This is a genomic window from uncultured Phycicoccus sp. (genome assembly GCF_947495705.1).
GTDB lineage: Bacteria > Actinomycetota > Actinomycetes > Actinomycetales > Dermatophilaceae > Phycicoccus.
This window is the reverse complement of sequence record NZ_CANLZR010000002.1, coordinates 126,472-146,815: the sequence shown is the minus strand read 5'-3', so window position 1 is coordinate 146,815 and position 20,344 is coordinate 126,472. Positions and strand designations below refer to the sequence as shown.

Below are 20,344 nucleotides of genomic sequence, written 5' to 3'. Positions count from 1 at the left end.
GGCTCCGGGCCGGGTGCCCGGACCCGCCCAGCCCGGCCCGGCGCGGGTGTCCGGACCCGCCGAACCCGCCCGGCGAGGGTGCCCGGACCCGCCCAGCCCGGCCCGGCGCGTATGTCGTCGTCCCGGAAAGCTCCGTCCTCCGGAGCGATCCCTCCGGATCCGGGGGAGTTGTCGGTGATGCGTGGGGCACGTGATGCTGTTGGGGCGGGTGGGCTCAAATCCCGTCCCCCGAGTGACCTATAGGTCGCGAGAGGGTCACCCGGTACACCCGTCCGGGTCCGGACGGATACCTCCGGGAGGCGGAGGAGTTCCGGGGACGCAGTGCCGGGTGGCGTGGCGCCGAGCCGGGGCCTCGCCGCCGGTAGGCTCGCGGGCGATGAACGAGCACCCCGAGTCCGCGGCAGCCGAGGCCGACCACGACACCCTGCACGCCGCGCCCACCGAACGGATCGGCGTCCCGGCCGCGTCGGGCACCGCCGAGCACCCCGCGGCGCCCACCGAGGCCATCGAGTTCCGCACCGGCGAGATGGCGGGGCGCAGCAACGACCCGTCGTCCACCCCGCGCTCCGAGACGACCCGCACGAGCGCCGGCTACGTCATCGAGGACGGCCCCGACGGCCCGGGCCCCGTCCCCTACGTGACGGTCGTGCTGCCCTGCTACAACGAGGGCGCCCACGTCCTCAAGGAGATCGACCGGCTGTCGGCCGTCCTCGGCGAGTCCGAGCTCACCTACGAGCTGCTGTGCATCGACGACGCGAGCACCGACGACACCCTGGCCGTCCTGCGCGGCGCCCAGCAGCGCTACCCGCACATCCGGGTCCTGCCGTTCCGGCGCAACGGCGGGTCCGGCACGGCCCGCCGGATCGGCACCCAGCAGGCCCGCGGCGAGATCGTCGTGTGGACCGACGCCGACATGACCTACGAGAACGAGCGCATCCCCGAGCTCGTCCGGATCCTGCGCGAGGACCTCACCTACGACCAGGTCGTCGGCGCCCGCACCACCGAGGAGGGCACCCACAAGTGGGCCCGGGTCCCCGCCAAGTGGTTCATCCGCAAGGTCGCGGAGTGGCTCACCAAGACCCGCATCCCCGACCTCAACTCCGGGCTGCGCGCGTTCCGGCGCGAGGTGGCGCTGCCGTACCTGCGCCTGCTGCCCGCCGGCTTCTCGTGCGTCACGACGATCACCATCGCGTTCCTGTCGAACCAGCACGACATCAAGTACGTCGAGACCAGCTACGCCAAGCGCGCGGGCGTCAGCAAGTTCCACTTCGTCAACGACGCCTACCGCTACATCCTCCAGGTGCTGCGGATGGTCATGTACTTCGACCCGCTCAAGGTCCTCATGCCGCCGGCGCTGTGGATGATCGCGATCGGGTTCGTCAAGGCCGTCGTCGACATGGTGCGCCACCCGTTCTACTTCCCGGCGAGCACCGTGCTCCTCGTCGTCAGCGGCATCATGATCGCCTCGCTCGCCCTGCTCTCCGACCTCGTCGTCCGGTCCCGCGACGGTGTCTGACCCGGCCGCGCTGCGGGTCGCGATCGTCGGGCCGACGCACCCGTTCAAGGGTGGCGTGGCCTCCCACACGACGGCCCTCGCGCACGAGCTGGTCGACGCCGGGCACGAGGTGACGCTCGTGTCGTGGAGCCACCTCTACCCGCCCCTGCTCTACCCCGGCGAGCAGGCCGTGCCCGGCGGCGCCCCGGACGTCGTCCCCTTCCCGCGCACCCTGCGGGTGCTGTCCTGGGCCCGCCCCGACACCTGGCTGCGGGCGGGTCGCCGGCTCCGTGACGTCGACGTCATCGTCGTCGTGCACGTCGTCCCGGTCGTCGTCCCCGCCCACCTCGCGCTGCTGCGGGCCGCCGGGGTCTCGGCCTCCGCGGGCACCGGACGTGGCCCGCGCGTCGTCGTCGTCGCGCACAACGTCCTCCCGCACGAGCCGCACCCCGGGGACCGGGCCCTGGTGTCGGCGCTCCTCGGCCGGGCCGACGCGGTCCTCGTGCACTCCGACGACCAGGCCCGGGTCGCCACCGAGGTGGGGGCGCAGCGGGTCCGCGAGGTCGACCTCCCGCCGCACCTGCCGGGCGGCCCGCGCGAGCCGCGCCCGCCGCACGAGGGCCCGGTGCGCCTCCTCGCGCTCGGCATCGTGCGCGACTACAAGGGCATCGACCTGCTGCTCGAGGCCGTCCGCGAGGTCGACGGGGTCACCCTGACCGTCGCCGGCGAGCTGTGGGGCGACGCCGGCCGGCGGGTCCGCGAGCTCGCCGCGGACCCCCGCCTCCAGGGCCGGGTCGAGGTGCACGGCGGCTACGTGCCTGCCGACCGGATCGCCGGGCTCATGGCCCGGCACGACGTGCTCGCGCTGCCCTACCGCTCGGCGACCGCGTCCCAGAACGTCCTCCTCGCCCGGCGCCACGGCCTGCCGGTCCTGGCCACCGCGGTCGGCACGTTCCCCCGGCAGGTCCGCGACGGCGTCGACGGGCTGCTCGTGCCGCCCGCGGACCGCTCCGCTCTCGTCGAGGCGCTGCAGCGGCTCGCCGCACCAGGGGCGGCCGCCGCGCTCGCGGCCGCCGTCCGCGAGCCCGACCTGTCGGGGCCGTGGGCCAACTACGTCGGGGCCATCGAGGCCCTCGCCGCCGGGCCGGCCGTCGACGAGGACGACGAGGCGCCGCCGCCGGTGCCGATGGGCCCCGTGGCGCGTCTGCGCACCACCCTCGCCGGGCTGCGGGCCCGCCGCGGCCCGGTGCTCGACCTCGGCCCCACCGACCTGCCCGAGGAGATCCGCGCCACCGACCTGCTCGGGGTCGACGCCGAAGCGGTCGAGGCGGCCGAGGCAGCCCGGGCGCTCGGGCTGCCCCGGGCGAAGGACCCCGTGGCCGCGTGGGCGGCGCTCGGGGCGGTCGCCGCGCTCGTCCGGGTCCTCGACGACACCTCCCGCTCGGCGGTCGTCGTCGACGAGTCCGGCAGCGGCAGCCCGTTCTCGCGGTGGGCCCGGGCCCTCGGGTTCGCCCCGGTCGAGCTCGAGCTCACCGGCCGCCGCGCCGCCATCGAGGTGCTCGACGTCGACACCGCCAGCCTCGACGTCGTCGCCCGGCTCCACCCGGGCGGCTGCACCGCCTCGGACGTCGACCACGTCGTCGGCCAGGCGTCGTGGGCGCTGCGCTCCGGCGGCCTGCTGACACTCACCGTCCCGATCGGCGACGACGACCCGGAGTTCGCCGTCCGCCCCGCCGACGTGCGTGGCGTCCTCGCCCGCGCCGACGACCTCGGGCTCACCCTCGTCGGGGACGTCGACGGCGACGTCCTGGGCCGGATGCGCGAGGCCCGCGCCACCTTCGGCGGGACCGGCTCGCCCGCGTACGCCGTCCTCCGCCTCACCTTCCGGCGCCGGTGAGCCGGGCCCGATGACCCGCTCGCGCGCGCTGCTCGTCGTCCGCTACGGGCTCCTCGTCCTCATCCTCGCCGCCGTGGGGTGGGCGCTGGCGCGCAACTGGGACGCCGTCGCCGACGAGCTCGGCCGGATGGGATGGGGCTCGGTCCTCCTCGCGTTCGCGCTGACGCTCGGCGCCCCGGTGTTCACCCTCGTCGGCTGGCGGGTCCTGCTCACCGACCTCGGCACCCGGCTCCCGATGGCGCCGGCGGCCAGCATCTTCTTCGTGGGCCAGCTCGGCAAGTACGTGCCGGGCTCGGTGTGGACGGTGTTCGCCCAGGCCGAGATGGGTGCGGCGCTGCGGGTGCCGCGGCGGCGGATGGCCGTCACCGGGCTGCTGTCGATCGGGCTGGCGATCCTGTGCGGCAGCCTCATCGGCGTCGTCGCGCTGCCGCGCCTCCTGGCCCGGGACGCCTCCGCGGTCACCGGCTGGCTCGTCGGGGCCGCGCTCGTGCTCGGCGCCGTCCTGCTGTGGCCGCCCCTGCTCAACCGGTGCGTCGCGCTCGGGCTGCGGGTCCTGCGGCGGGAGCCGCTCGAGCACGCCCTCGGGGGCCGCGCGATCCTCGTGACGTGCGCCTGGTTCGTCGGGGCCTGGGTGTCGGCAGGGCTCGGCGTCGCGGTCCTCGTGCGCGACCTCCAGCCGGACGCGTCGGCCACCGATCTCGTCGTCGTGGCGGTGTGCGGCTTCGCCCTCGCGTCGGCGGTGGGTCAGCTGTCGGTGCTCGTCCCGGCGGGCGTGGGCGTCCGCGACGGGGTGCTCGCCCTCCTGCTCGTCACGTTCATGCCGTTGTCGGCCGCGACGGCCGTCGTCGTCGTCGCCCGCTTCCTCACCGTCGTCGGTGACCTCGTCGTCGCCGGCGGCGGCTGGGCGTGGGGCCGGCGCCACCACCTCCTAGGATCACGGGGATGAGCGAGCCCCAGGACCGCGAGGAGCAGCTCGCCTACTCGGAGTCGATGGCGAAGATGCTCGACGAGCAGGCGCGCCGCAAGAAGGCCGCCAAGATCGTCGCCGTCGTCCGGCACGCCCTCGGCGTCCCGTCGCTGGCGGGGCTGCGGGCGGTCGACGTCGGCTGCTCGGCCGGGTTCATCGCCGACGAGCTGGCGCTCGCGGGCGCGCGCACCAGCGGCGTCGACATCGACGAGCCCGGCCTCGCCAAGGCCCGGGCCCGCTTCGGGGAGCGGGTCGACTTCCGGCTCGCCCGCGGTGAGGACCTGCCCTTCGAGGACGGCTCCGTCGACGTCGCCGTCCTCAACCACATCTACGAGCACGTCGTCGACCCCGAGGCGGTCGTCGCCGACATCCACCGGGTGCTGCGGCCCGGCGGCCTGCTCTACCTCGGGGTCGGGCACCGCTGGCAGGTCGTCGAGCCCCACCACCGGCTGCCGTTCCTGTCGTGGCTGCCGCGGCCGGCCGCCGACCGGTACATGCGCGTCACCGGCAAGGGCCCGCACTACTACGAGCGCTACTACACGCCGGCCGGGCTGCGGCGGCTGTTCTCGGCGTACGACGTGTGGGACTACACCCTGCCGGTGCTCGCCGACCCCGCCGCGTTCTCCGCCGACGACAACGTGCCCGGCTGGGCGGCCCGGGTGCCCGAGCCTCTGCTCGCGGCCGGGCTGCCGCTCGTGCCCACGTACGTGTGGGCCGCCTTCAAGGGGGCTGCCGCTCCCGCGGGGCCCCCGCTGCGGGTGGCGCCGCGCCACGTGGGGTGACCTCGTGAGCGACGGGGTGGTGCGCGTCGTCCGGGCGGCCCGGCCCGTGCCCGTGGCCGCCGTCCTCTCGGTCTTCCGGCGCGGCGGTGGCGACCCCACGAGCCGGCGCGACGACACCGGCCTGTGGTTCGCCTGGCGGACCCCCGACGGCCCGGTCACGCTGCGGCTCACCGCACCCCGGGCCGTGGCCGAGGAGGTCACGGTGCAGGCATGGGGGAGTGGCGCGTCGTGGATGCTCGAGCAGGTCCCCGCCCTGCTCGGCGAGGCCGACGACCCCAGCGGGTTCGACGCCGGGCACCACCGCCTCGTCGCCGAGGAGTGGCGCCGGCACCCGGGCTGGCGGGTGCCGCGGTCGGGGCTCGTGGTCCAGAACCTCGTCGCGTCGGTCATCGAGCAGAAGGTCACCGGCAAGGAGGCCTTCGCGGGCTACCGGCGCCTCGTCCGGCGCTTCGGCGAGCCCGCCCCCGGGCCGGGGGAGGCGATGCGGCTCGTCGTGCCGCCGACGCCGGCCGGCTGGGCCGCCGTGCCGTCGTGGGAGTGGCTCGCGGCGGGGGTCGACCCCGGCCGCTCCCGCACCGTGGCCGCCGCCGTCCGGTACGCGGGCCGGCTCGAGGAGTGCGCCTCGATGCCCCGCGACGCCGCGCATGCCCGGCTCACGGCGCTGCCGGGCATCGGACGCTGGACCTGGGCCGAGGTGGCCCAGCGTGCGCTGGGGCTGGCCGACGAGGTGAGCTTCGGCGACTACCACGTCGCCAAGGACATCGGCTGGGCGCTCACCGGCACCCCGGTCGACGACGATGGCCTCGCCGAGCTGCTCGAGCCGTGGGCCGGGCACCGGTACCGGGTGCAACGGCTGCTCGAGCTCGGCGGTCACCACCGGCCCCGGCGCGGGCCGCGGATGTCGACACCGACCCACCTCCCGGTGCGCGGCCGCTGACCGGTGCGCGCGAGATCAGGTGAGGCGGAGGGTGACGGCGCCGACGCTGCGGGCCGTGTGCTCGGCGCGCAGGTCCTCGGACGCGGCGGCCACCTCGGTGCGGACGACCAGGCGGCCCAGGTCGTAGGGGTCCGCCGCGGCGAGCACCACCTCGGCGTGGTCGTCGGCCACCGCCACGTCGGCGGACCCGTCGGGCACGTCGTGCAGCGCGAGCGCGACCACCCGCCCCACCCGCTCGCCCAGGGGTTCGGGTGCGACAGAGCGGATGCCGAGCTCCTCGGAGTCCCGCGTCCCCGCCCCGACGCCGAGCGCGGCGCGGAGGGCCTCGACGTGGCCGCTGGCGAACCAGTCGCCCCGGCCGACCCGGACCAGCGAGCGGGCGCCGTCCGCGTCGGAGGCGAACCAGGCCGCCGGCAGGCCGCGGACGAGCGCGGCCGGCACGCCGTCGGCCTTGCCCTTCACGAGGTCGGCGGCGGCGGCCACCTCGTCGGCGACGGCCCGTGCGGTGACGGCGAGCGGGCGGCCGTCGTGGTCCGTCCCGCCGCGCAGGTCCTCGAGCACGACGAGCCCGGCGGACCCGAGCGCGAAGTCGGTGAGGCCGTCCCGCCACGGCCGGCCCGCGGTGTCGGAGAGGACGACTCCGACCGCCGTGTCCGCTGTGCGCCCCGCCCGCTCGAGCACCGCCGCCCGCAGCGCCGCGGCCTCGGCGTCCGGGTCGTCGGGCAGCAGCAGCGTCTCCCCGCCCGGGCCGGTGTTGGAGGCGTCGACCCCGGCCGCGGCCATCACGGGCCCGGCCACCGACTCGACGACCCGGGTGACCCCGCCCGTGCCGCGACGCTCGGCGACGACGCGACGGGTGTGGTGCGCGACGGCGCCCGCTCGCTCCCCGGCCCAGGTGAGGCCGGCCGCCTTGGACACGACCTTGCTCGACACGACGAGGCAGTCCCCGGGGCGGAGGGCGAGCCCGTCGCGCTCCAGCGCGTCGGCGAGCAGGGCGGCGAGGTCGTCGCCCGGGCGCACCTCCGGGAGGCCGTGGAGGGCCAAGACCTGGACCGCGGGCGTCGCCGGCTCGGTCACGCGGACACGGCCGTGGCCAGGCGCAGGGCGTGCGCGGCGATCCGCCCGGTGGCCTCGACGTCGCTCATGAGCAAGGGCCCGTCGAAGGCCTCGACCCGCGCCCGCCGCAGCGTCGCACCGGCGTCCGCGGGGTCGACGAGCCAGGCGTCGAGGAAGTCCTCGTAGAGGCCACCGACCGCCTGCGCGCTCGGCTCGACGCCGATGGCCCGCAGGCAGGCGTCGGCGTGGCCCCGCACGGGGCGCCCCGAGATGAGCGGCGAGACCCCGACCACCGGCGCGGCGGTGCCGCGCAGGGCGTCACGGACCCCCGGGACCCCGAGGACGATGCCGATCGAGACGACGGGGTTGCTCGGTGGCAGGAGGACGACGTCGGCCTGCCGGATCGCGTCGAGCACCCCCGGTGCCGGGTGCGCGCGCTCGAGCCCGGCGACGACGAACCGTCGGGCCGGCAGGGCGGCCTGGTGACGAACCCACCACTCCTGGAAATGGATCGCCCGCTCGTCGTCGCCGTCCTCGACGACGACATGGGTCTCGACGGGGGTGTCGGTCATCGGCAGGAGGGTGATGCGCCGGCCGGGCAGCCCCCACCGCCGGGCGAGCCGGGCGGTGACCTGCGACAGGCTCTGCCCCTGCCCGAGCCACTGCGACCGGGCGATGTGCGTGCCGAGGTCGCGGTCACCGAGCCGGAACCACTGCGGCTGGGCACCGTAGGCCGCCAGCTCCTCCTGCACCCGGACGCCCTCGTCGGCCCGGCCCCAGCCCTGACCCTCGTCGACGCCGCCGCCGAGGGTGTAGAGGAGGGTGTCGACGTCGGGGCAGACCCGCAGCCCGAACAGGGTGATGTCGTCGCCGGTGTTGGCGACGACGGTGACCTCGGAGTCGGCGAGGTCGGGGGTGGTGTCGAGGTGGTGGCGCAGGCCGCGGACGAACCGCGCTCCGCCGACGCCCCCGGCGATGGCCGTGATCCGCATGACGGCAGTCTTGCAGCCTCCGGCGGGCCCGGACGAACCCGGCCTCGACCGCCGCGGGCCCCTCGGCGGGGCCGTGCGGGCGTCCCGCCGGCCCTCCTCGGCGGGCCGTACCACGAGGTGCCCACAACGAGAAATCCGACCAATAACACCGAACGGCTTGACGAGCGTGGCATGACACGCGTGTAATTCCATGCATGTACTCCGGATGGACCGGCCGGAGGACGAGGGTCGAGGGTCGAGGAGGCATCATGCAAGAGCTGTTTCTGGTCGAGGGATTGCTCGGAGACGTCGAGCCGGAGGAGGGTGAGCTCTCCTGGCAGGAGCGCTCGCTCTGCGCGCAGACGGACCCCGAGGCGTTCTTCCCCGAGAAGGGTGGGTCCACCCGCGAGGCGAAGAAGGTCTGCGTCTCGTGCGAGGTCCGGGCCGAGTGCCTGGAGTATGCGCTGGGCAACGACGAGCGCTTCGGCATCTGGGGCGGGCTGTCCGAGCGTGAGCGCCGCAAGCTGAAGAAGCGCGCGGTCTGAGGGGTCCGTCCTCTCGCCGTCCCCACCTCGCATGACGCTGGCTCCCACCCGACCCACGGACACCGCCCCGACCCCCGTCGGCGCAGTGGCCCCGTTCGTCACGGCCGTCGTCATCAGCCGCCGGGACCCGGTGGGCCTCACCGAGGTGCTCGAGGCGGCCCTGGCCCAGACCCTCGTCCCGGACGCCGTCCTCGTCGTCGACCGCACCGGAGGGCGCACCCTCGCGGGTGTCGACGGTGACGGGGACCTGACGGTCGCCGACCTCGTCGCCGCCGTCCGGGACCGCCACCGGGTGCCCGTCACGGTCGTCGAGTCCGACCCGCGGCACGCGGCCCGGGCGGCCACGTACCGGGCGGTCCTCGCCCACCCCGGCCCCGAGGACCGCGTAGGCCTCGTCTGGTTCCTCCCGGTGGGGACCGGCCCCGAGCCGGCCGCCCTCGTCCGGCTCGTCGACGCCTGGCGCCGGTCGCCCTCCACGGGCCTCGTCGGCCCCAAGCACGTTGACGCCCAGCTGCCGACCCGCCTGCGCGCCCTGTCCATCCGCACCACCCGCGGCGGGCGGCTGCTCTCGCGCCCGGTCCCCGGGGAGCCGGACCAGGGCCAGTACGACGCCACCACCGACGTCCTCGCCGTGCCGCTGGCCGGGTCGCTCATCGAGCGTGACCTGCTCGTCGCGCTGCGCGGCTGGGAGACGAGCTTCGGCGACGTCGGCGCCGACCTCGACCTCGGCTGGCGGGCCCAGCTGCGGGGGCGGCGCGTCGTCGTCGTCGCGGGCTCGCGGGTGCGCTCCGAGCCCGGGGTCGCGGTCGCCACGGCCACCAGCGCCGGCCGGCGGCGGGCCGCGCGCCGGGTCGCGCTCGCGCGGGCGCCCTGGTGGTCCGCACCGTTCCTGTCCGCCTGGATCGCGGTCACCTCGGTCGCGGCGGCCCTCGGGCTCATGCTGCTCAAACGGCCCCGCGCCGCCTGGGCCGAGCTCACCGCCCTGACCTCCCTGGACCCGGTCCGCGGCAGCCGCGCCCGCTGGCGCACCCGCAGCCGTCCCGAGGTCCGCCGCCGCGACCTCGCGATGCTCTTCGAGCCGCGGCGCGCCGTCCTCACCGGCTGGGGCGACTCCGTGCACCACGCCCTCGTGCCGCCCCGACCGCCCATCGGGGACGAGGTCTCCGACCTCAACCCGCGCTCGTGGTTCGTCAAGGTCGCCCGGCACCCCGGGGTCGTCGCCGTCGTCGCCGCCCTCGCCGTCGCCGTCGCCGCGGGGCGCTCCCTCGGGGCGGGGGTGCTCACCGGCCTCGGGTCCGGGCTCACCGGCGGCGAGCTCGTCGGGGCGCGCGCCGACGCCTCCGCCCTCTGGCACGCCTGGCGCGACGGCTGGTCCGGCCCCGGCCTCGGCGGCCCGGACCCGGCGGGCCCGCACAGCGTGCTCCTCGCCGGGCCGGCCTGGCTCGTCGAGCACCTGCCGCTCCTGCCCGCCCCCGCCTCGCCCGCCGGCCTCGTCGTCGGGGTCCTCGTCCTCTTCGCGATGCCCCTCGCCGCCGTCTCGTCCTATCTCGCGCTGCGGGTGGTCGCCACCCGGCGCTGGGTGCGCTGCCTCGGCGCGGTGGCCTGGGCGTGCTCCGGCCCGGTCGTCGCGGGCGTGGCCCAGGGCCGGCTCGGCGCGGCCGTGGCCGCGGTCCTCCTCCCTGCGATCGCCGCCGGTCTGTGGCTCATCGCCACCCGCCGCTCCACCGCCACCAGCGCCTTCGCGACCGCGCTGGCCGTCGTGGTCCTCGGTGCCTTCGCGCCCGTCCTCGCCGCGCTCGCCGTCGTCCTCGCGTTCCTCACCGCCGTGGTCCGCCGCGGTGGCCGGGTGCACGCCCTCGTGGCGACGCTGGCGCCGGTCGCGCTCCTCGCCCCGTGGGTGCTGCGCGACGGGCCGGCCGCCTGGCCCGCGCTCGTCGCGGGAGTCGGGCTCGCCGACTGGGGTGGTGAGGCGCCCGCCGCCTGGCGCATCGCGCTGCTCGACACCGGGGGAGCGGGGTCCCCGCTCGTGTGGACCACCCTGCCGCTCGTCGTCGCCGGGGTGGCCGGCCTCGTCCGCGGCCGGCGCTGGCGCGGGGCGCCGACGGTGCTCGCACTCCTCCTCCCGGTCCTCCTCGCCCTCGCGCTCGCGGCGCCGCGCGTCCGGCTGGGCACCGTCCCGGACGGCGTCGACGGCGCCGGGGCCGCCATAACGCCCTGGGTCGGGATGCTGCTGCTCCCCGTCGCGCTGCTGCTCGTGGTCGCACTCGTCCACGGCCTCGACGCCCTGCGCGTCGACCACGGGTCCGGCCGCCGCCGGGCCGCGGCCGGCGGCGTCGCAGGCCTCGCGGTGGCCGCCGTGCTGGCACCGGTCGCCGGGGTCGTCGTCGGCACCCTCGGCACCGGGCTCGCGGCCTGGCGCGACCCCCGCCCCGCCGTCGCGGTCGACCAGGCCTCCGGTGCCTTCGCGACGCGTTCGCTCTTCGTCGTCCCCGGTGACGCCGGGGCGGCGTACCGCTTCGTCGGGCGCGAGGACGCTGCCGCCGTGCGGCCCTTCCCGCGGGCCACGGCGGCCGACGGCGACGTCGCCGGCGAGGTCACCGACCTGCTCGCCGCCGTCCCCGGCAGCGCCTCGCTCGCCGACGCCACGGCCGCCGACCTCCTCGCGATCCGCGGCGAGCAGATCCCCGAGATCGTCCGCCGCCTCGACGCCACCGACGGGCTCCAGGGCATCTCGCCGCGCGACGGCTGGCGGCTCTGGCGGCTGGGCCCGGTCGGCGCGCGGGCCGAGTCCCTCGTCGCGTCCCCCCGCCTGCGGATGGAGACCCCCGACCGGTCGGTCCTCGTCGAGACCACGGGCATGCACGCCGCGACGACGACGACCATCGACGCACCCGAGGGCGCCCGGCTCGTCGTGGCCGAGCCCGCGGGCTGGGCCGAGCACGCGGTCGTCACCGTCGACGGCACGGTGCTGCAGGCGGTCGAGGACGCGACGTCACCCACCTACGAGCTCCCCGAGGGCGCCGCCACCCTCACCGTCACCCTCGTCGACCCCGACCGCTGGTGGCACCTGGGGCAGGGCCTCGGCCTCGCCGTCCTCGCGTTCCTCGCCGTTCCGTTCGGGCGGCGCGAGACCCGGGTGGCGCTGCGATGAGCCGCCTCGCCCCGCTCCGTCCGTACCTGCCGGGCGTCACCCGCGTCGTCGTCGGCGCCGGCGCCGCGGCCGCGCTCGCGTGGGGCGCGAGCACCGTCCCGGTGTCCTTCGACCTCGCCGCGGCCACTGGCGCGGCCGAGGCCGCCGCCGCCCCCACGAGCCTCACGACGAGCGTCGCCGCCATGTGCCCCGGCAACGAGCTGAGCGGCATCCGCGGCGTCGACGACGTCACGGTCGGCGGCCTGGTCGCGGCCGCCACCGGCCCCGCCGAGCTGCTGCCCGTGCCCGCCACCGGCGACGGGTCGGCGGTGCTCTCGGCCGGGTCCGCCCCCATCGCCGAGCTCGGCGCGACGCGCCCGGGCTCGGACTCGGCCCGGATGCCCCGCAGCGGGCCGGTCGAGCTCACCGCGCAGGGCGCGCTGGCCCCGGCCGTCGCGGGCACCCAGGAGTGGGTGAGCACGACGAAGGACCTGCGTGGTCTCGTCACCACCCCGTGCCGGTCGGCCGGGTCCGACCTCTGGCTCCTCGGCGGGGGCGACGGCGCCGGCCGCCAGGAGCGGCTCGTCCTGGTCAACCCCGGCGGCAACCCGGTCACCGCCGACGTCACCATCCACGGAGCCACCGGCCAGGTCGGCGACAGCCGGGCCGTGACCGTGGCCCCGGGCGGTCGGGCGACGATCCTGCTCGACGCCGTCGCGGGCACCGAGCCGGCGCCGGCGGTGCACGTCGTCGCCGACGGGGGCGGGCTGCACGCGACCCTCACCGACACCTGGCTCGACGGCAGCACCCCGCTGGGGGCCGAGACCGTCGTCCCCACGGCCGAGCCGTCCACCGTCCAGGTGATCCCGGCCGTCGTCGTCGCCGGCGAGACGACGCTGCGGGTCGTCGCACCGGGGGAGGAAGAGGCCGTGGCCAGCGTCACCCTTCTCGACCGCTCCGGCACCGTCGCCACCACCGAGGACACCGTGCTGTCGGTCGGCGCCGACGCGGTGGGCGAGCTGGCCCTGCCCGAGGTGCCCGACGGGACGTACTCCGCCGTCGTCCGCTCCGACGTCCCCGTCGCGGCGGCCGTCCTCAGCCGGGTCGGCGCCGCCGAGGGCCCCGGCGACATCGGGTGGTCCGGGTCCAGCACGCTCATCGAGGAGGTCGGCGGGATGGCGCTGCCCGACACCGCGGGCGTGGCGCGCACGCTGCGCCTCGTGAGCACCGGCGGGGCGAGCACCGCGCGGGTCACCCTCGTCGTCGACGGCGACGAACGGGGCCGCGTCGTCGACCTGCTCGCCGAACGGTCCACCGACATCGACCTCGAGGGCGCGTCCGCGGTATGGGTCCAGCGCACCACCGGCGCGGGCGCGCTGCGCGGAGGCGTCGTCTCGACCTCCGGCACCGGCGCCAAGGTGCTCGTGTCGGTCGTGCCGCTCGAGCCGGTGGCCGTCACCTCACCGGTGAGCCGGGCCTTCCCGCTGCCCTGAGCCCGCGGGTCAGGGGCCGTCCTGCTCGGTGTCCGGGTCCAGCTCGTGCGCCGGCACCCCGAGCAGCGCCGCCACCTGCTCGGTGACCACCTCGCGGACGATGTCGGCCAGGTCCTGCTCGTCCTGGGCGCGGGCCTCCACCGGGCGCCGGTAGACCACCACATGGTCGGGGCGGGTCGCCGTGGCACGCAGCAGGCGGCCGAGTGGGGCGACCTGCTCCTCCCACGGCGCCGGGTCGGTGGGGGGCACCTCCTGCACCGCGAACTCCGTTGCGGCGTAGCGCGTCCCCAGATGGGGGCGGAGGCGCTCCGCGGCGTCGAGCACGAGGTCGTCGAAGTGGGCGCGGCGCGTGGTCATCGCCGGGACGCTCGGCCAGGCCAGCGGCCCGCGGACCCCCCGGCCGTGGCGGTCTCGTCGGCGCGCGGTCACGACCCGCATGCTACGGCGTGCCTGCGCCGGTCGCCGGGAGCGCCGGTCTAGGGTCGTGGGCGTGAACCTGTCGCGCAGATGCTCGAAGACCGGCTGTCGTCAGCCGGCCGTCGCGACCCTCACGTACGCCTACTCGGACCGGGCGGCCGTGCTCGGCCCGCTCGCGACGTACGCCGAGCCGCACACCTACGACCTGTGCTCCGCGCACGCGACCCGGCTCACCGCCCCGGTCGGGTGGGAGGTCATGCGGCTCGCCAGCGAGTTCCCCGAGCCCGAGCCGACTCCCGACGACCTGCTGGCTCTCGCCGACGCCGTGCGCGAGGCCGCCCGGCCCCGGCCGTCCCAGCCGGCGCCGCACCCTGGCCCGCTCGCCGGTGAGATGGGCCGCCGGGGGCACCTGCGCGTCCTGCGGGGCAGCGCCGAGGGCTGAGCCGTTCGGGCAGGTGGGGCTGCGGATGGGCCTCGCCCTCCCGTAGGGTCACGATCCGTGAGCCACCGTTCCCTCGCTGACCTCGTCAAGGCCTACGACGTCCGCGGCCTCGTGCCCGACCAGCTGGACGCGGAGGTGGCCCGCGCGCTCGGCGCCGCCTTCGCGGACGTCGTCCTCATCCCCGAAGGCGCCCCCGCGTGCGTCATCGGCCACGACATGCGCGAGTCCGGCCCGGGGCTCGCCGAGGCGTTCGGGTACGGCGTGCGCAGCCGCGGCCACGACGTCACCCTCATCGGCCTGTGCAGCACCGACGGGCTGTACTACGCCAGCGGCGACCTCGGCCTCCCCGGCGCGATGCTCACGGCGAGCCACAACCCCGCCGCGTACAACGGCATCAAGCTGTGCCGCGCCGGCGCCCGGCCGGTCGGGCAGGACTCCGGTCTCGCCGACATCCGCGACCTCGCCGAGCGCATCCTCGCCGGTGAGGTGTCCGACCCGGCCGTCGCGCCGGGGCACTTCATGGAGCGGGACGTCCTGCCGGACTACGCGGCCTTCCTGCGCGGGCTCGTCGACCTGTCGGGCATCCGCCCGCTCAAGGTCGTCGTCGACGCCGGGAACGGGATGGGCGGGTTCACCGTGCCGGCGGTGCTCGAGGACGGGGCCGGGCTCGCCCCGCTGCCGCTGACCGTGGAGCCGCTGTACTTCGAGCTCGACGGCACCTTCCCCAACCACGAGGCGAACCCGCTCGAGCCCGAGAACCTGCGGGACCTGCAGGCCGCGGTGCGGGCCCACGGCGCCGACATCGGGCTGGCGTTCGACGGTGACGCCGACCGCTGCTTCGTCATCGACGAGCGGGGGGAGCCGGTGAGCCCGAGCGCCATCACGGCCCTCATCGCGCGGCGCGAGGTGGCCCGCGCGGTCGCCGACGGGGCTGACGCCGCGGACGTCGCGGTCGTGCACAACGTCATCTGCTCGGCGCAGGTCCCCGAGGTCATCGCGGCCACCGGCGCCCGGCCGGTGCGGACCCGCGTCGGCCACTCGTTCATCAAGGGCGAGATGGCGCGGCACGACGCGGTGTTCGGCGGCGAGCACAGCGCCCACTACTACTTCCGCGACTTCTGGTTCGCCGACACCGGGATGCTCGCCGCGATGCACGTCCTCGCCGCGCTGGGGGAGCAGGAGGCCCCGCTCAGCGAGGTCATGGGCGACCTCAACCGGTACGTCGGCTCGGGCGAGATCAACTCGACGGTGGCGGACGCCGCGGCGGCCACCGACCGGGTCCTGGCGTGGGCCGAGCAGCAGGGCGTCACCGTCGACCGGCTCGACGGGCTCACCGTGATGCACGAGGGCGGCGACGGCGACCCGATGTGGTGGTTCAACCTGCGCGCCTCGAACACCGAGCCGCTGCTCCGGCTCAACGCCGAGGCCGAGGACGAGCCGACGATGGCGCGGGTCCGCGACGCCGTGCTCGACATCGTCCGGGCGTAGCGTCAGGCCGGTCCCGGGCTGCGCCGGTGCGCCGTGGGGCGCGCGTCCGTCGCCTGGCGCAGGGCGGCCTCCTCGAGCCGCAGCGCCTCACCGGCCCCGACGGGGTCGGCCCGGGCGTCGAGCACGCCGGCGAGCACCTGGTAGGTGAACGCGACACTGAGCGGCCGGTCGAGGGCGGTGAACTCCTCGACGGCCCGGCGCAGCGCCTCCTCGGCCTCCTCGAGCCGCCCGAGCGCGAACAGGGCCCGGCCCCGGGTCCGGCGTGCCCGGGCGCCGAGGAAGGCGTCCCGTGACGCGGTGGCCCGCTCCAGCGCCGTCGTGGCCTCCTCGAGGGCCTGTGCCGCCCGCCCGGCGGCCAGGCTCACCTCGGCGCGCGCGTCGAGGGCGTACGAGTACATGTGCACGGCACCGACCCCCGACAGCGTGTCGAGCGCCTCGTCGACGAGCAGCGTGGCCGGCCCGAGCTCGCCGGTGCGCCGCCGGGCGCGCGACAGCTCGAGGGTCGCGAGGCCGTACGCGACGGTCCGGGGCGTCGAGGCGAGGATCTCGCGCGCCCGGGTGAACTCCCTGGCCGCGTCCCGCAGCTCGTCGTAGTCGTTGTGCACCGTGCCGCGCGCGATCGCGGCCCAGGCGGCGAGCACGGGGTCCGCGACCTGGCCGAGCGAGGCCTCCGCGCGTCCGATCGCGGCCTCGGCGCGGCTGCGCATCCCGAGGGACGTCGCGGCCTGCGCGCAGACCAGCGCCGCGGCCGCGGCGGGGCCGTGGGCGCCGAGGAGCACGAGCCGGGGGCGGGCGGCCTCGGCGAGCTCGGCGGCCTCCCGGGAGGCGGACCGGCGGTCCTGGAGCAGCCAGGCCCGGCACAGCAGGAGGTAGGCCGACCCGAGCCGACTGTCGTCGTCGGCGCCCTCGACGCTGCGGGCGACGTGACGCTCGGCCTCGAACCAGGCGTGCACGTCGGTGGCCGCGCCCGTCCCGAGCGCGGTGTCGGCCAGCAGCCGCCACGCGAGCTCGGGGTGCTCGCGGGTGACGGCGGTCGCGAGCGCGACGAGCAGCGGGGTGTCGGTGCGGAAGTACAGGCGGCCGGCCCGGCGGGGCCTGGCGGGCACCCCGACGTCGTCGAGGTCGGCGGGCCGGGGCGCGGGCGGGATGAAGCGCTGCGGCAGGGCGGCGAGCAGGACGCTCGCGCGGGCGACGGCGGCCCGGGCGACGGCGGCGGTCTCCTCGCGGGTGCGGGGGTGGCTCGCCGGGTCGTCTCCCCGGGCCGACTCCGCCCGCACGTGCGCGCGCACGAGGTCGTGGAGCCGGAACTGGGCGTCGTACCCCTCGCGGACGACGGTCTCGACGAGGCTCGTCTCGACCATCGCGTCGAGGGCCTGGTCCCCGGCGCGCGGGTCGTCGAGGACGGCTCCGGCGACCCAGCCGCTGAAGGTGTCGACGGGCAGGTGGGCGACCGCCTCGACGACGCGCCGGGCGGCCGGCTCGAGGTCGGCGATGATGCGGTCGAGGCTCTTGCGGAGGGCGGCGATCTCGTCGGTGCCGGCTCCCGCGTCCTCGAGCCGGTCGACGAGGTCCTCGAGCGAGAGGTCGGGCCGCTGCGCGAGCCGCCCGGCGACCAGGCGCAGGGCGAACGGGACCCGCCCGGTGAGCCGGAGCACGGCGTCGGCGGCGTCGGGCTCGTCGGCGACCCGCCCGGGCCCGACGAGGGTCGCGAGGAGCTGGCGGGCGGCCTCGGTGGGCAGCGACGGGACCCGGACCCGGCGCGTCACCGCAATGCCGCTGACCGGGCGCCGCGACGTGACGATGGCCATCGACCCCGAGCTCGTGGGCAGCAGGTCGGCGAGCCCGGAGCCGCCCACCGCGCCTGGCGCGCTCGAGGCCTCGACGTTGTCGATGACGACGAGCATGCGGCGCCCGTCGAGCAATGAGCGGTACAGCCCGGCGCGCGAGCGCGGGTCGGCGGGGACAGCCTCGGGGTGGACGCCGAGCAGCGGCAGGAAGGCCGTGACGACCCCGTCGACGGACGCGCCGCCGGGGGTGTTGGCGGCGTCGTGGTAGAGCGCGCCGTCGGGGAAGAGGTCGCGGAGCCGGTGCCCGGCCTCGAGTGCGATCGCCGACTTGCCGCACCCCGGCAGCCCGGTGAGGGTGACGACGACCGCGTCGCGCTCGACCGCGCCGGCCGCCGCGGCGATGTCGTCGAGCTCGGGGTCGCGGCCGACGAAGGACGCCGGACGGCGGGGGAGGGTGCGCGGCACCGGCAGCCCCAGCACCGGCGCGGCCGGGCTGCCGTCGGCCGGCTCGACGGGTGCGCCGTCGGCGGACGTCCCGGACGTCCCGGGCGACCCGGACGCCTCGGGCAGCGGCTGGGCCAGGGTGGCGCCGGCGAGGACGAGGCGCTGGGCCTCGTGCAGCTGGTCGGAGGGGCGGACCCCGAGCTCCTCGTCGAGCCGGGTCCGGGTGTCCTGGAAGACCTCGAGGGCGCGGCTCTGCTGCCCGCTGGCGGCCAGCGCGAGCATGAAGAGGGCGGTGAAGCCCTCGTGGTACGGGTGCCGGGCGGTCAGCGCGTCCAGCTCGGCGACGAGGCCGTCGAGGGACCCCGCCCGCAGGGCCGCGTCGTGGCGCTCCTCGAGCACCGAGAGCCGCTCCTGGGTGAGCCGGCTGCGCTCGACCTCCACGGCCGCGCTCTGCGGCGCGCCCTGGAGCGGCTCGTGCGTGAAGACGGCGAGCGCGGCGTCGTAGTGCCCGAGCGCGAGGTCGGGCCGGCAGGGGCGGTCGAGCCGAGCTGCGGCGACCTCGTCGGTCCACGTCGCGAGGTCGACCTCGACGTCGTCGCCGAGCCGGTACCCACGCCCCTCGGTGACGATGACCGGCGGGCCCGCGCCGGCCTTGCGGCGGATGCCCGACACGAGGGACTGCACCCGGTTGCGGGCCGACGACGGCGGGTCGCCGTCCCAGAGCCACTCACCGAGGGAGTCGACTCCCACACGGCCGTGGAGTGCGGCGAGCCCGAGGAGCCCGTTCTCGAGCTCGGTGAGCCGGACCGGTCCGTCCGTGCCCGTCAACTGCACTCTGCCGAGGATCTCCAACCGCACGAGTCACTACCCTCTCCTACCCGACGACCCATATGGACCCTAAAGACCGAACTGCCTGCTCACAACAGGAACGGATGGGGAGCACTGCCCGGGTCCGCGGCGGTGTGCGAGGATCATGGCGCCCCGCAACCGCGCCCCGAGAGGACCCCATGAGCGAGCCGACCGGCACCCCCTCGTCCCTCGAGCCGTGGCTCCGCGAGATCCTCCGCTGCCCGGCGTGTCGCAGCGAGCTCCGCGACGCCGAGGGCCCCGCCGGTCCCGAGCTCGTGTGCACCTCGCCGGAGTGCGGGCTCGCGTACCGCATCGACGAGGGCGTCCCCGTCCTGCTCGTCGACGAGGCGCGCCCCCCGGCCTGATCGCCCGGTCCCGACCCGAGGAGGCCCCATGCCGTGGGTGGACGAACGACGACTCGACGACCCCGACGCCATCGCGGCGCTGGACTCCCACGGGGCGCTGCGCTCGCTCGCCGAGGGCGGTGCCCAGGTGCGCCGCGCCCTCGTCGCGGCCGACGAGGCCGGCATCGGGCGGGTCGCGGGCGGGGAGCGCCCCCGCTCGGTGCTCGTGGCCGCGCTCGGCGGGTCCGCGGTCGTCGGTGACGTGCTCGACGTGCTGGCCGAGCCGGGCTCGCCGGTGCCGGTGGCCGTCCGCCGGGACGCACCGCTGCCCGGGTGGGTGGGGCCGCTCGACCTCGTCATCGCCGTCTCGCAGTCGGGGCGGGCCGCGGGCCCGCTGGCGCTCGCTGCCGAGGCCGCCCGCCGCGGTGCGTCGCTGCTCACCGTCGGCGCCGCCGACTCCCCGCTCGCCGACGTCGCGGCGCGGGCGCGTGGGGTGCACGTCGACTCCGCGCTTCCGGCCCCCACGTCGCGCACCGCGCTGTGGTCGCTGCTCACCCCGGTGCTGCTCGCCGCCGACGTCCTCGGCCTCGCCGACTGCCCGGTGTCCGTGCTCGAGCGGGTCGCCGACCTGCTCGACGAGCTGGCCGAGGAGTGCCGGCCCGGGTCGGAGTCGTTCGTCAACCCCGCCAAGGTGCTCGCCGTGGGTCTCGACGGCACCGTGCCGATGGTCCTGGGCGACGGCCCGCTCTCCGGGGTGGCCGCGGGCCGGCTGGCGCAGATGCTCTCGCGCACGGCGCGGGTGCCGGCCACGCACGGGGTGCTTCCCGACGACGCGTCCACCGTGGTCGCGACGCTCGACGGGCCCTTCGGCAGCGGCCTCACCGACCGCCGCAGCGACGGCCCGGGCATCTTCGCCGACCCCTACCTCGACGGCCCGGCCATGCCGCGGCTCGGGCTCGTCGCGCTGCGCGACCCCGACCTCGGGCCGCAGGCGGCGTCGCTGGCGGAGGCGGTGCTGGAGTCGGCCCGGGAGGCCGGCGCGGTCGTGCTCGAGCAGCCGGCGCGGTCGGGGCATCCCGTGGAGCGGCTCGGCTCCCTCATCTGCCTCGCCGACTTCGCGGCCACCTATCTCGCCCTCGGTCTGGGGCTCGACCCGTCCGTCTCGCGGCACGTCACCGACCTGCGCGACCGCACCTCCTGACGGGCCCGCCCGGGCGCGCGACGCCGGGGGCCGACTCACGCGGGTTGCCCCAGATGCTGGGGCGAATCGTGCTGGCGGCGAGGCGTACTCGGGTTTGCG

At 76.9% G+C, this 20,344-nt stretch carries 16 protein-coding genes; 12 read left to right on the top strand and 4 right to left on the bottom strand.

Translation table 11 applies throughout. The features are described 5' to 3' along the window. Positions 1-376 precede the first annotated feature (376 nt). From Q0963_RS03985 to Q0963_RS03965, 5 genes are read left to right on the top strand one after another with little or no spacing between them, the layout of a single operon-like run. The gene (locus Q0963_RS03985; RefSeq protein WP_299442912.1) at positions 377-1,516 is read left to right on the top strand and encodes a glycosyltransferase family 2 protein; all 1,140 of its coding nucleotides are present in this window, start codon (positions 377-379) and stop codon (positions 1,514-1,516) included. After that, positions 1,509-3,392 carry a glycosyltransferase family 4 protein gene (locus Q0963_RS03980; RefSeq protein WP_299442909.1) on the top strand — a complete coding sequence of 628 codons (1,884 nt, stop codon included), beginning with the start codon at positions 1,509-1,511 and terminating at the stop codon, positions 3,390-3,392. The genes Q0963_RS03985 and Q0963_RS03980 overlap by 8 nt, the downstream gene beginning before the upstream one ends. A 10-nt stretch (positions 3,393-3,402) precedes the next feature. Next, on the top strand, positions 3,403-4,338 hold the full coding sequence (locus tag Q0963_RS03975) for a lysylphosphatidylglycerol synthase domain-containing protein (protein WP_299442906.1): 936 nt from the start codon (positions 3,403-3,405) through the stop codon (positions 4,336-4,338). Beyond that, complete coding sequence (locus Q0963_RS03970) at positions 4,335-5,141, top strand: bifunctional 2-polyprenyl-6-hydroxyphenol methylase/3-demethylubiquinol 3-O-methyltransferase UbiG (RefSeq protein WP_299442903.1); 807 nt, start codon at positions 4,335-4,337, stop codon at positions 5,139-5,141. The genes Q0963_RS03975 and Q0963_RS03970 overlap by 4 nt, the downstream gene beginning before the upstream one ends. Positions 5,142-5,145: 4 nt before the next feature. Further along, positions 5,146-6,078, top strand: coding sequence for a DNA-3-methyladenine glycosylase (locus Q0963_RS03965; RefSeq protein ID WP_299442900.1), 933 nt, complete (start codon positions 5,146-5,148; stop codon positions 6,076-6,078). A gap of 15 nt (positions 6,079-6,093) precedes the next feature. On the opposite strand, the gene cofE is transcribed toward Q0963_RS03965, so the two are convergent. Together cofE and cofD are read right to left on the bottom strand one after the other, a co-directional pair. Continuing rightward, positions 6,094-7,155 carry a coenzyme F420-0:L-glutamate ligase gene (cofE, locus tag Q0963_RS03960; RefSeq protein ID WP_299442897.1) on the bottom strand — a complete coding sequence of 354 codons (1,062 nt, stop codon included), beginning with the start codon at positions 7,153-7,155 and terminating at the stop codon, positions 6,094-6,096. Continuing rightward, the gene (gene cofD, locus Q0963_RS03955; RefSeq protein ID WP_299442894.1) at positions 7,152-8,126 is read right to left on the bottom strand and encodes a 2-phospho-L-lactate transferase; all 975 of its coding nucleotides are present in this window, start codon (positions 8,124-8,126) and stop codon (positions 7,152-7,154) included. Before cofD ends, cofE begins: the two co-directional genes overlap by 4 nt. Positions 8,127-8,374: 248 nt before the next feature. On the opposite strand from cofD, the gene Q0963_RS03950 reads away from it, so the two are divergent. Genes Q0963_RS03950 through Q0963_RS03940 form a run of 3 tightly spaced genes read left to right on the top strand, consistent with a single transcriptional unit; the run spans position 8,375 to position 13,273 of the window. Then, complete coding sequence (locus Q0963_RS03950) at positions 8,375-8,650, top strand: WhiB family transcriptional regulator (RefSeq protein ID WP_299442891.1); 276 nt, start codon at positions 8,375-8,377, stop codon at positions 8,648-8,650. A 31-nt stretch (positions 8,651-8,681) separates the two neighbouring features. Beyond that, positions 8,682-11,801, top strand: a complete 3,120-nt coding sequence (locus Q0963_RS03945; RefSeq protein WP_299442888.1) for a hypothetical protein — start codon at positions 8,682-8,684, stop codon at positions 11,799-11,801. Further along, entirely contained in the window at positions 11,798-13,273 is a 1,476-nt protein-coding gene (locus tag Q0963_RS03940; RefSeq protein WP_299442885.1) for a DUF5719 family protein, read from the top strand. Before Q0963_RS03945 ends, Q0963_RS03940 begins: the two co-directional genes overlap by 4 nt. 9 nt (positions 13,274-13,282) lie before the next feature. Here the strand turns inward: Q0963_RS03940 and Q0963_RS03935 are convergent, their stop codons facing one another. Further along, entirely contained in the window at positions 13,283-13,630 is a 348-nt protein-coding gene (locus Q0963_RS03935) for a metallopeptidase family protein (protein ID WP_299442882.1), read from the bottom strand. 133 nt (positions 13,631-13,763) lie between these two features. On the opposite strand from Q0963_RS03935, the gene Q0963_RS03930 reads away from it, so the two are divergent. Both Q0963_RS03930 and Q0963_RS03925 read left to right on the top strand, forming a co-directional pair. Next, positions 13,764-14,132: a DUF3499 domain-containing protein gene (locus Q0963_RS03930; protein ID WP_299442843.1), complete on the top strand. Its 369-nt coding sequence runs from the start codon at positions 13,764-13,766 to the stop codon at positions 14,130-14,132. 57 nt (positions 14,133-14,189) lie between these two features. Next, positions 14,190-15,620 (top strand): phosphomannomutase/phosphoglucomutase, encoded by a 1,431-nt coding sequence (locus Q0963_RS03925; RefSeq protein ID WP_299442840.1) that lies wholly within the window; start codon positions 14,190-14,192, stop codon positions 15,618-15,620. A gap of 2 nt (positions 15,621-15,622) precedes the next feature. Here Q0963_RS03925 and Q0963_RS03920 read toward each other — a convergent pair whose 3' ends face one another. After that, entirely contained in the window at positions 15,623-18,685 is a 3,063-nt protein-coding gene (locus Q0963_RS03920) for an AfsR/SARP family transcriptional regulator (RefSeq protein ID WP_299442838.1), read from the bottom strand. A 173-nt stretch (positions 18,686-18,858) separates the two neighbouring features. Between Q0963_RS03920 and Q0963_RS03915 the strand changes: the two genes are divergently transcribed. After that, positions 18,859-19,065: a Trm112 family protein gene (locus Q0963_RS03915; protein WP_299442835.1), complete on the top strand. Its 207-nt coding sequence runs from the start codon at positions 18,859-18,861 to the stop codon at positions 19,063-19,065. A gap of 28 nt (positions 19,066-19,093) precedes the next feature. Then, positions 19,094-20,245, top strand: a complete 1,152-nt coding sequence (locus Q0963_RS03910; RefSeq protein ID WP_299442832.1) for an SIS domain-containing protein — start codon at positions 19,094-19,096, stop codon at positions 20,243-20,245. The last annotated feature ends 99 nt before the right edge of the window (positions 20,246-20,344 follow it).

Coding starts and splice junctions, on each gene's coding strand:
- Q0963_RS03985 (WP_299442912.1), top strand. CDS start 377: ATGAACGAGCACCCCGAGTCCGCGGCAGCCGAGGCCGACCACGACACC.
- Q0963_RS03975 (WP_299442906.1), top strand. CDS start 3,403: ATGACCCGCTCGCGCGCGCTGCTCGTCGTCCGCTACGGGCTCCTCGTC.
- Q0963_RS03970 (WP_299442903.1), top strand. CDS start 4,335: ATGAGCGAGCCCCAGGACCGCGAGGAGCAGCTCGCCTACTCGGAGTCG.
- cofD (WP_299442894.1), bottom strand. CDS start 8,126: ATGCGGATCACGGCCATCGCCGGGGGCGTCGGCGGAGCGCGGTTCGTC.
- Q0963_RS03950 (WP_299442891.1), top strand. CDS start 8,375: ATGCAAGAGCTGTTTCTGGTCGAGGGATTGCTCGGAGACGTCGAGCCG.
- Q0963_RS03945 (WP_299442888.1), top strand. CDS start 8,682: ATGACGCTGGCTCCCACCCGACCCACGGACACCGCCCCGACCCCCGTC.
- Q0963_RS03940 (WP_299442885.1), top strand. CDS start 11,798: ATGAGCCGCCTCGCCCCGCTCCGTCCGTACCTGCCGGGCGTCACCCGC.
- Q0963_RS03935 (WP_299442882.1), bottom strand. CDS start 13,630: ATGACCACGCGCCGCGCCCACTTCGACGACCTCGTGCTCGACGCCGCG.
- Q0963_RS03915 (WP_299442835.1), top strand. CDS start 18,859: ATGAGCGAGCCGACCGGCACCCCCTCGTCCCTCGAGCCGTGGCTCCGC.
- Q0963_RS03910 (WP_299442832.1), top strand. CDS start 19,094: ATGCCGTGGGTGGACGAACGACGACTCGACGACCCCGACGCCATCGCG.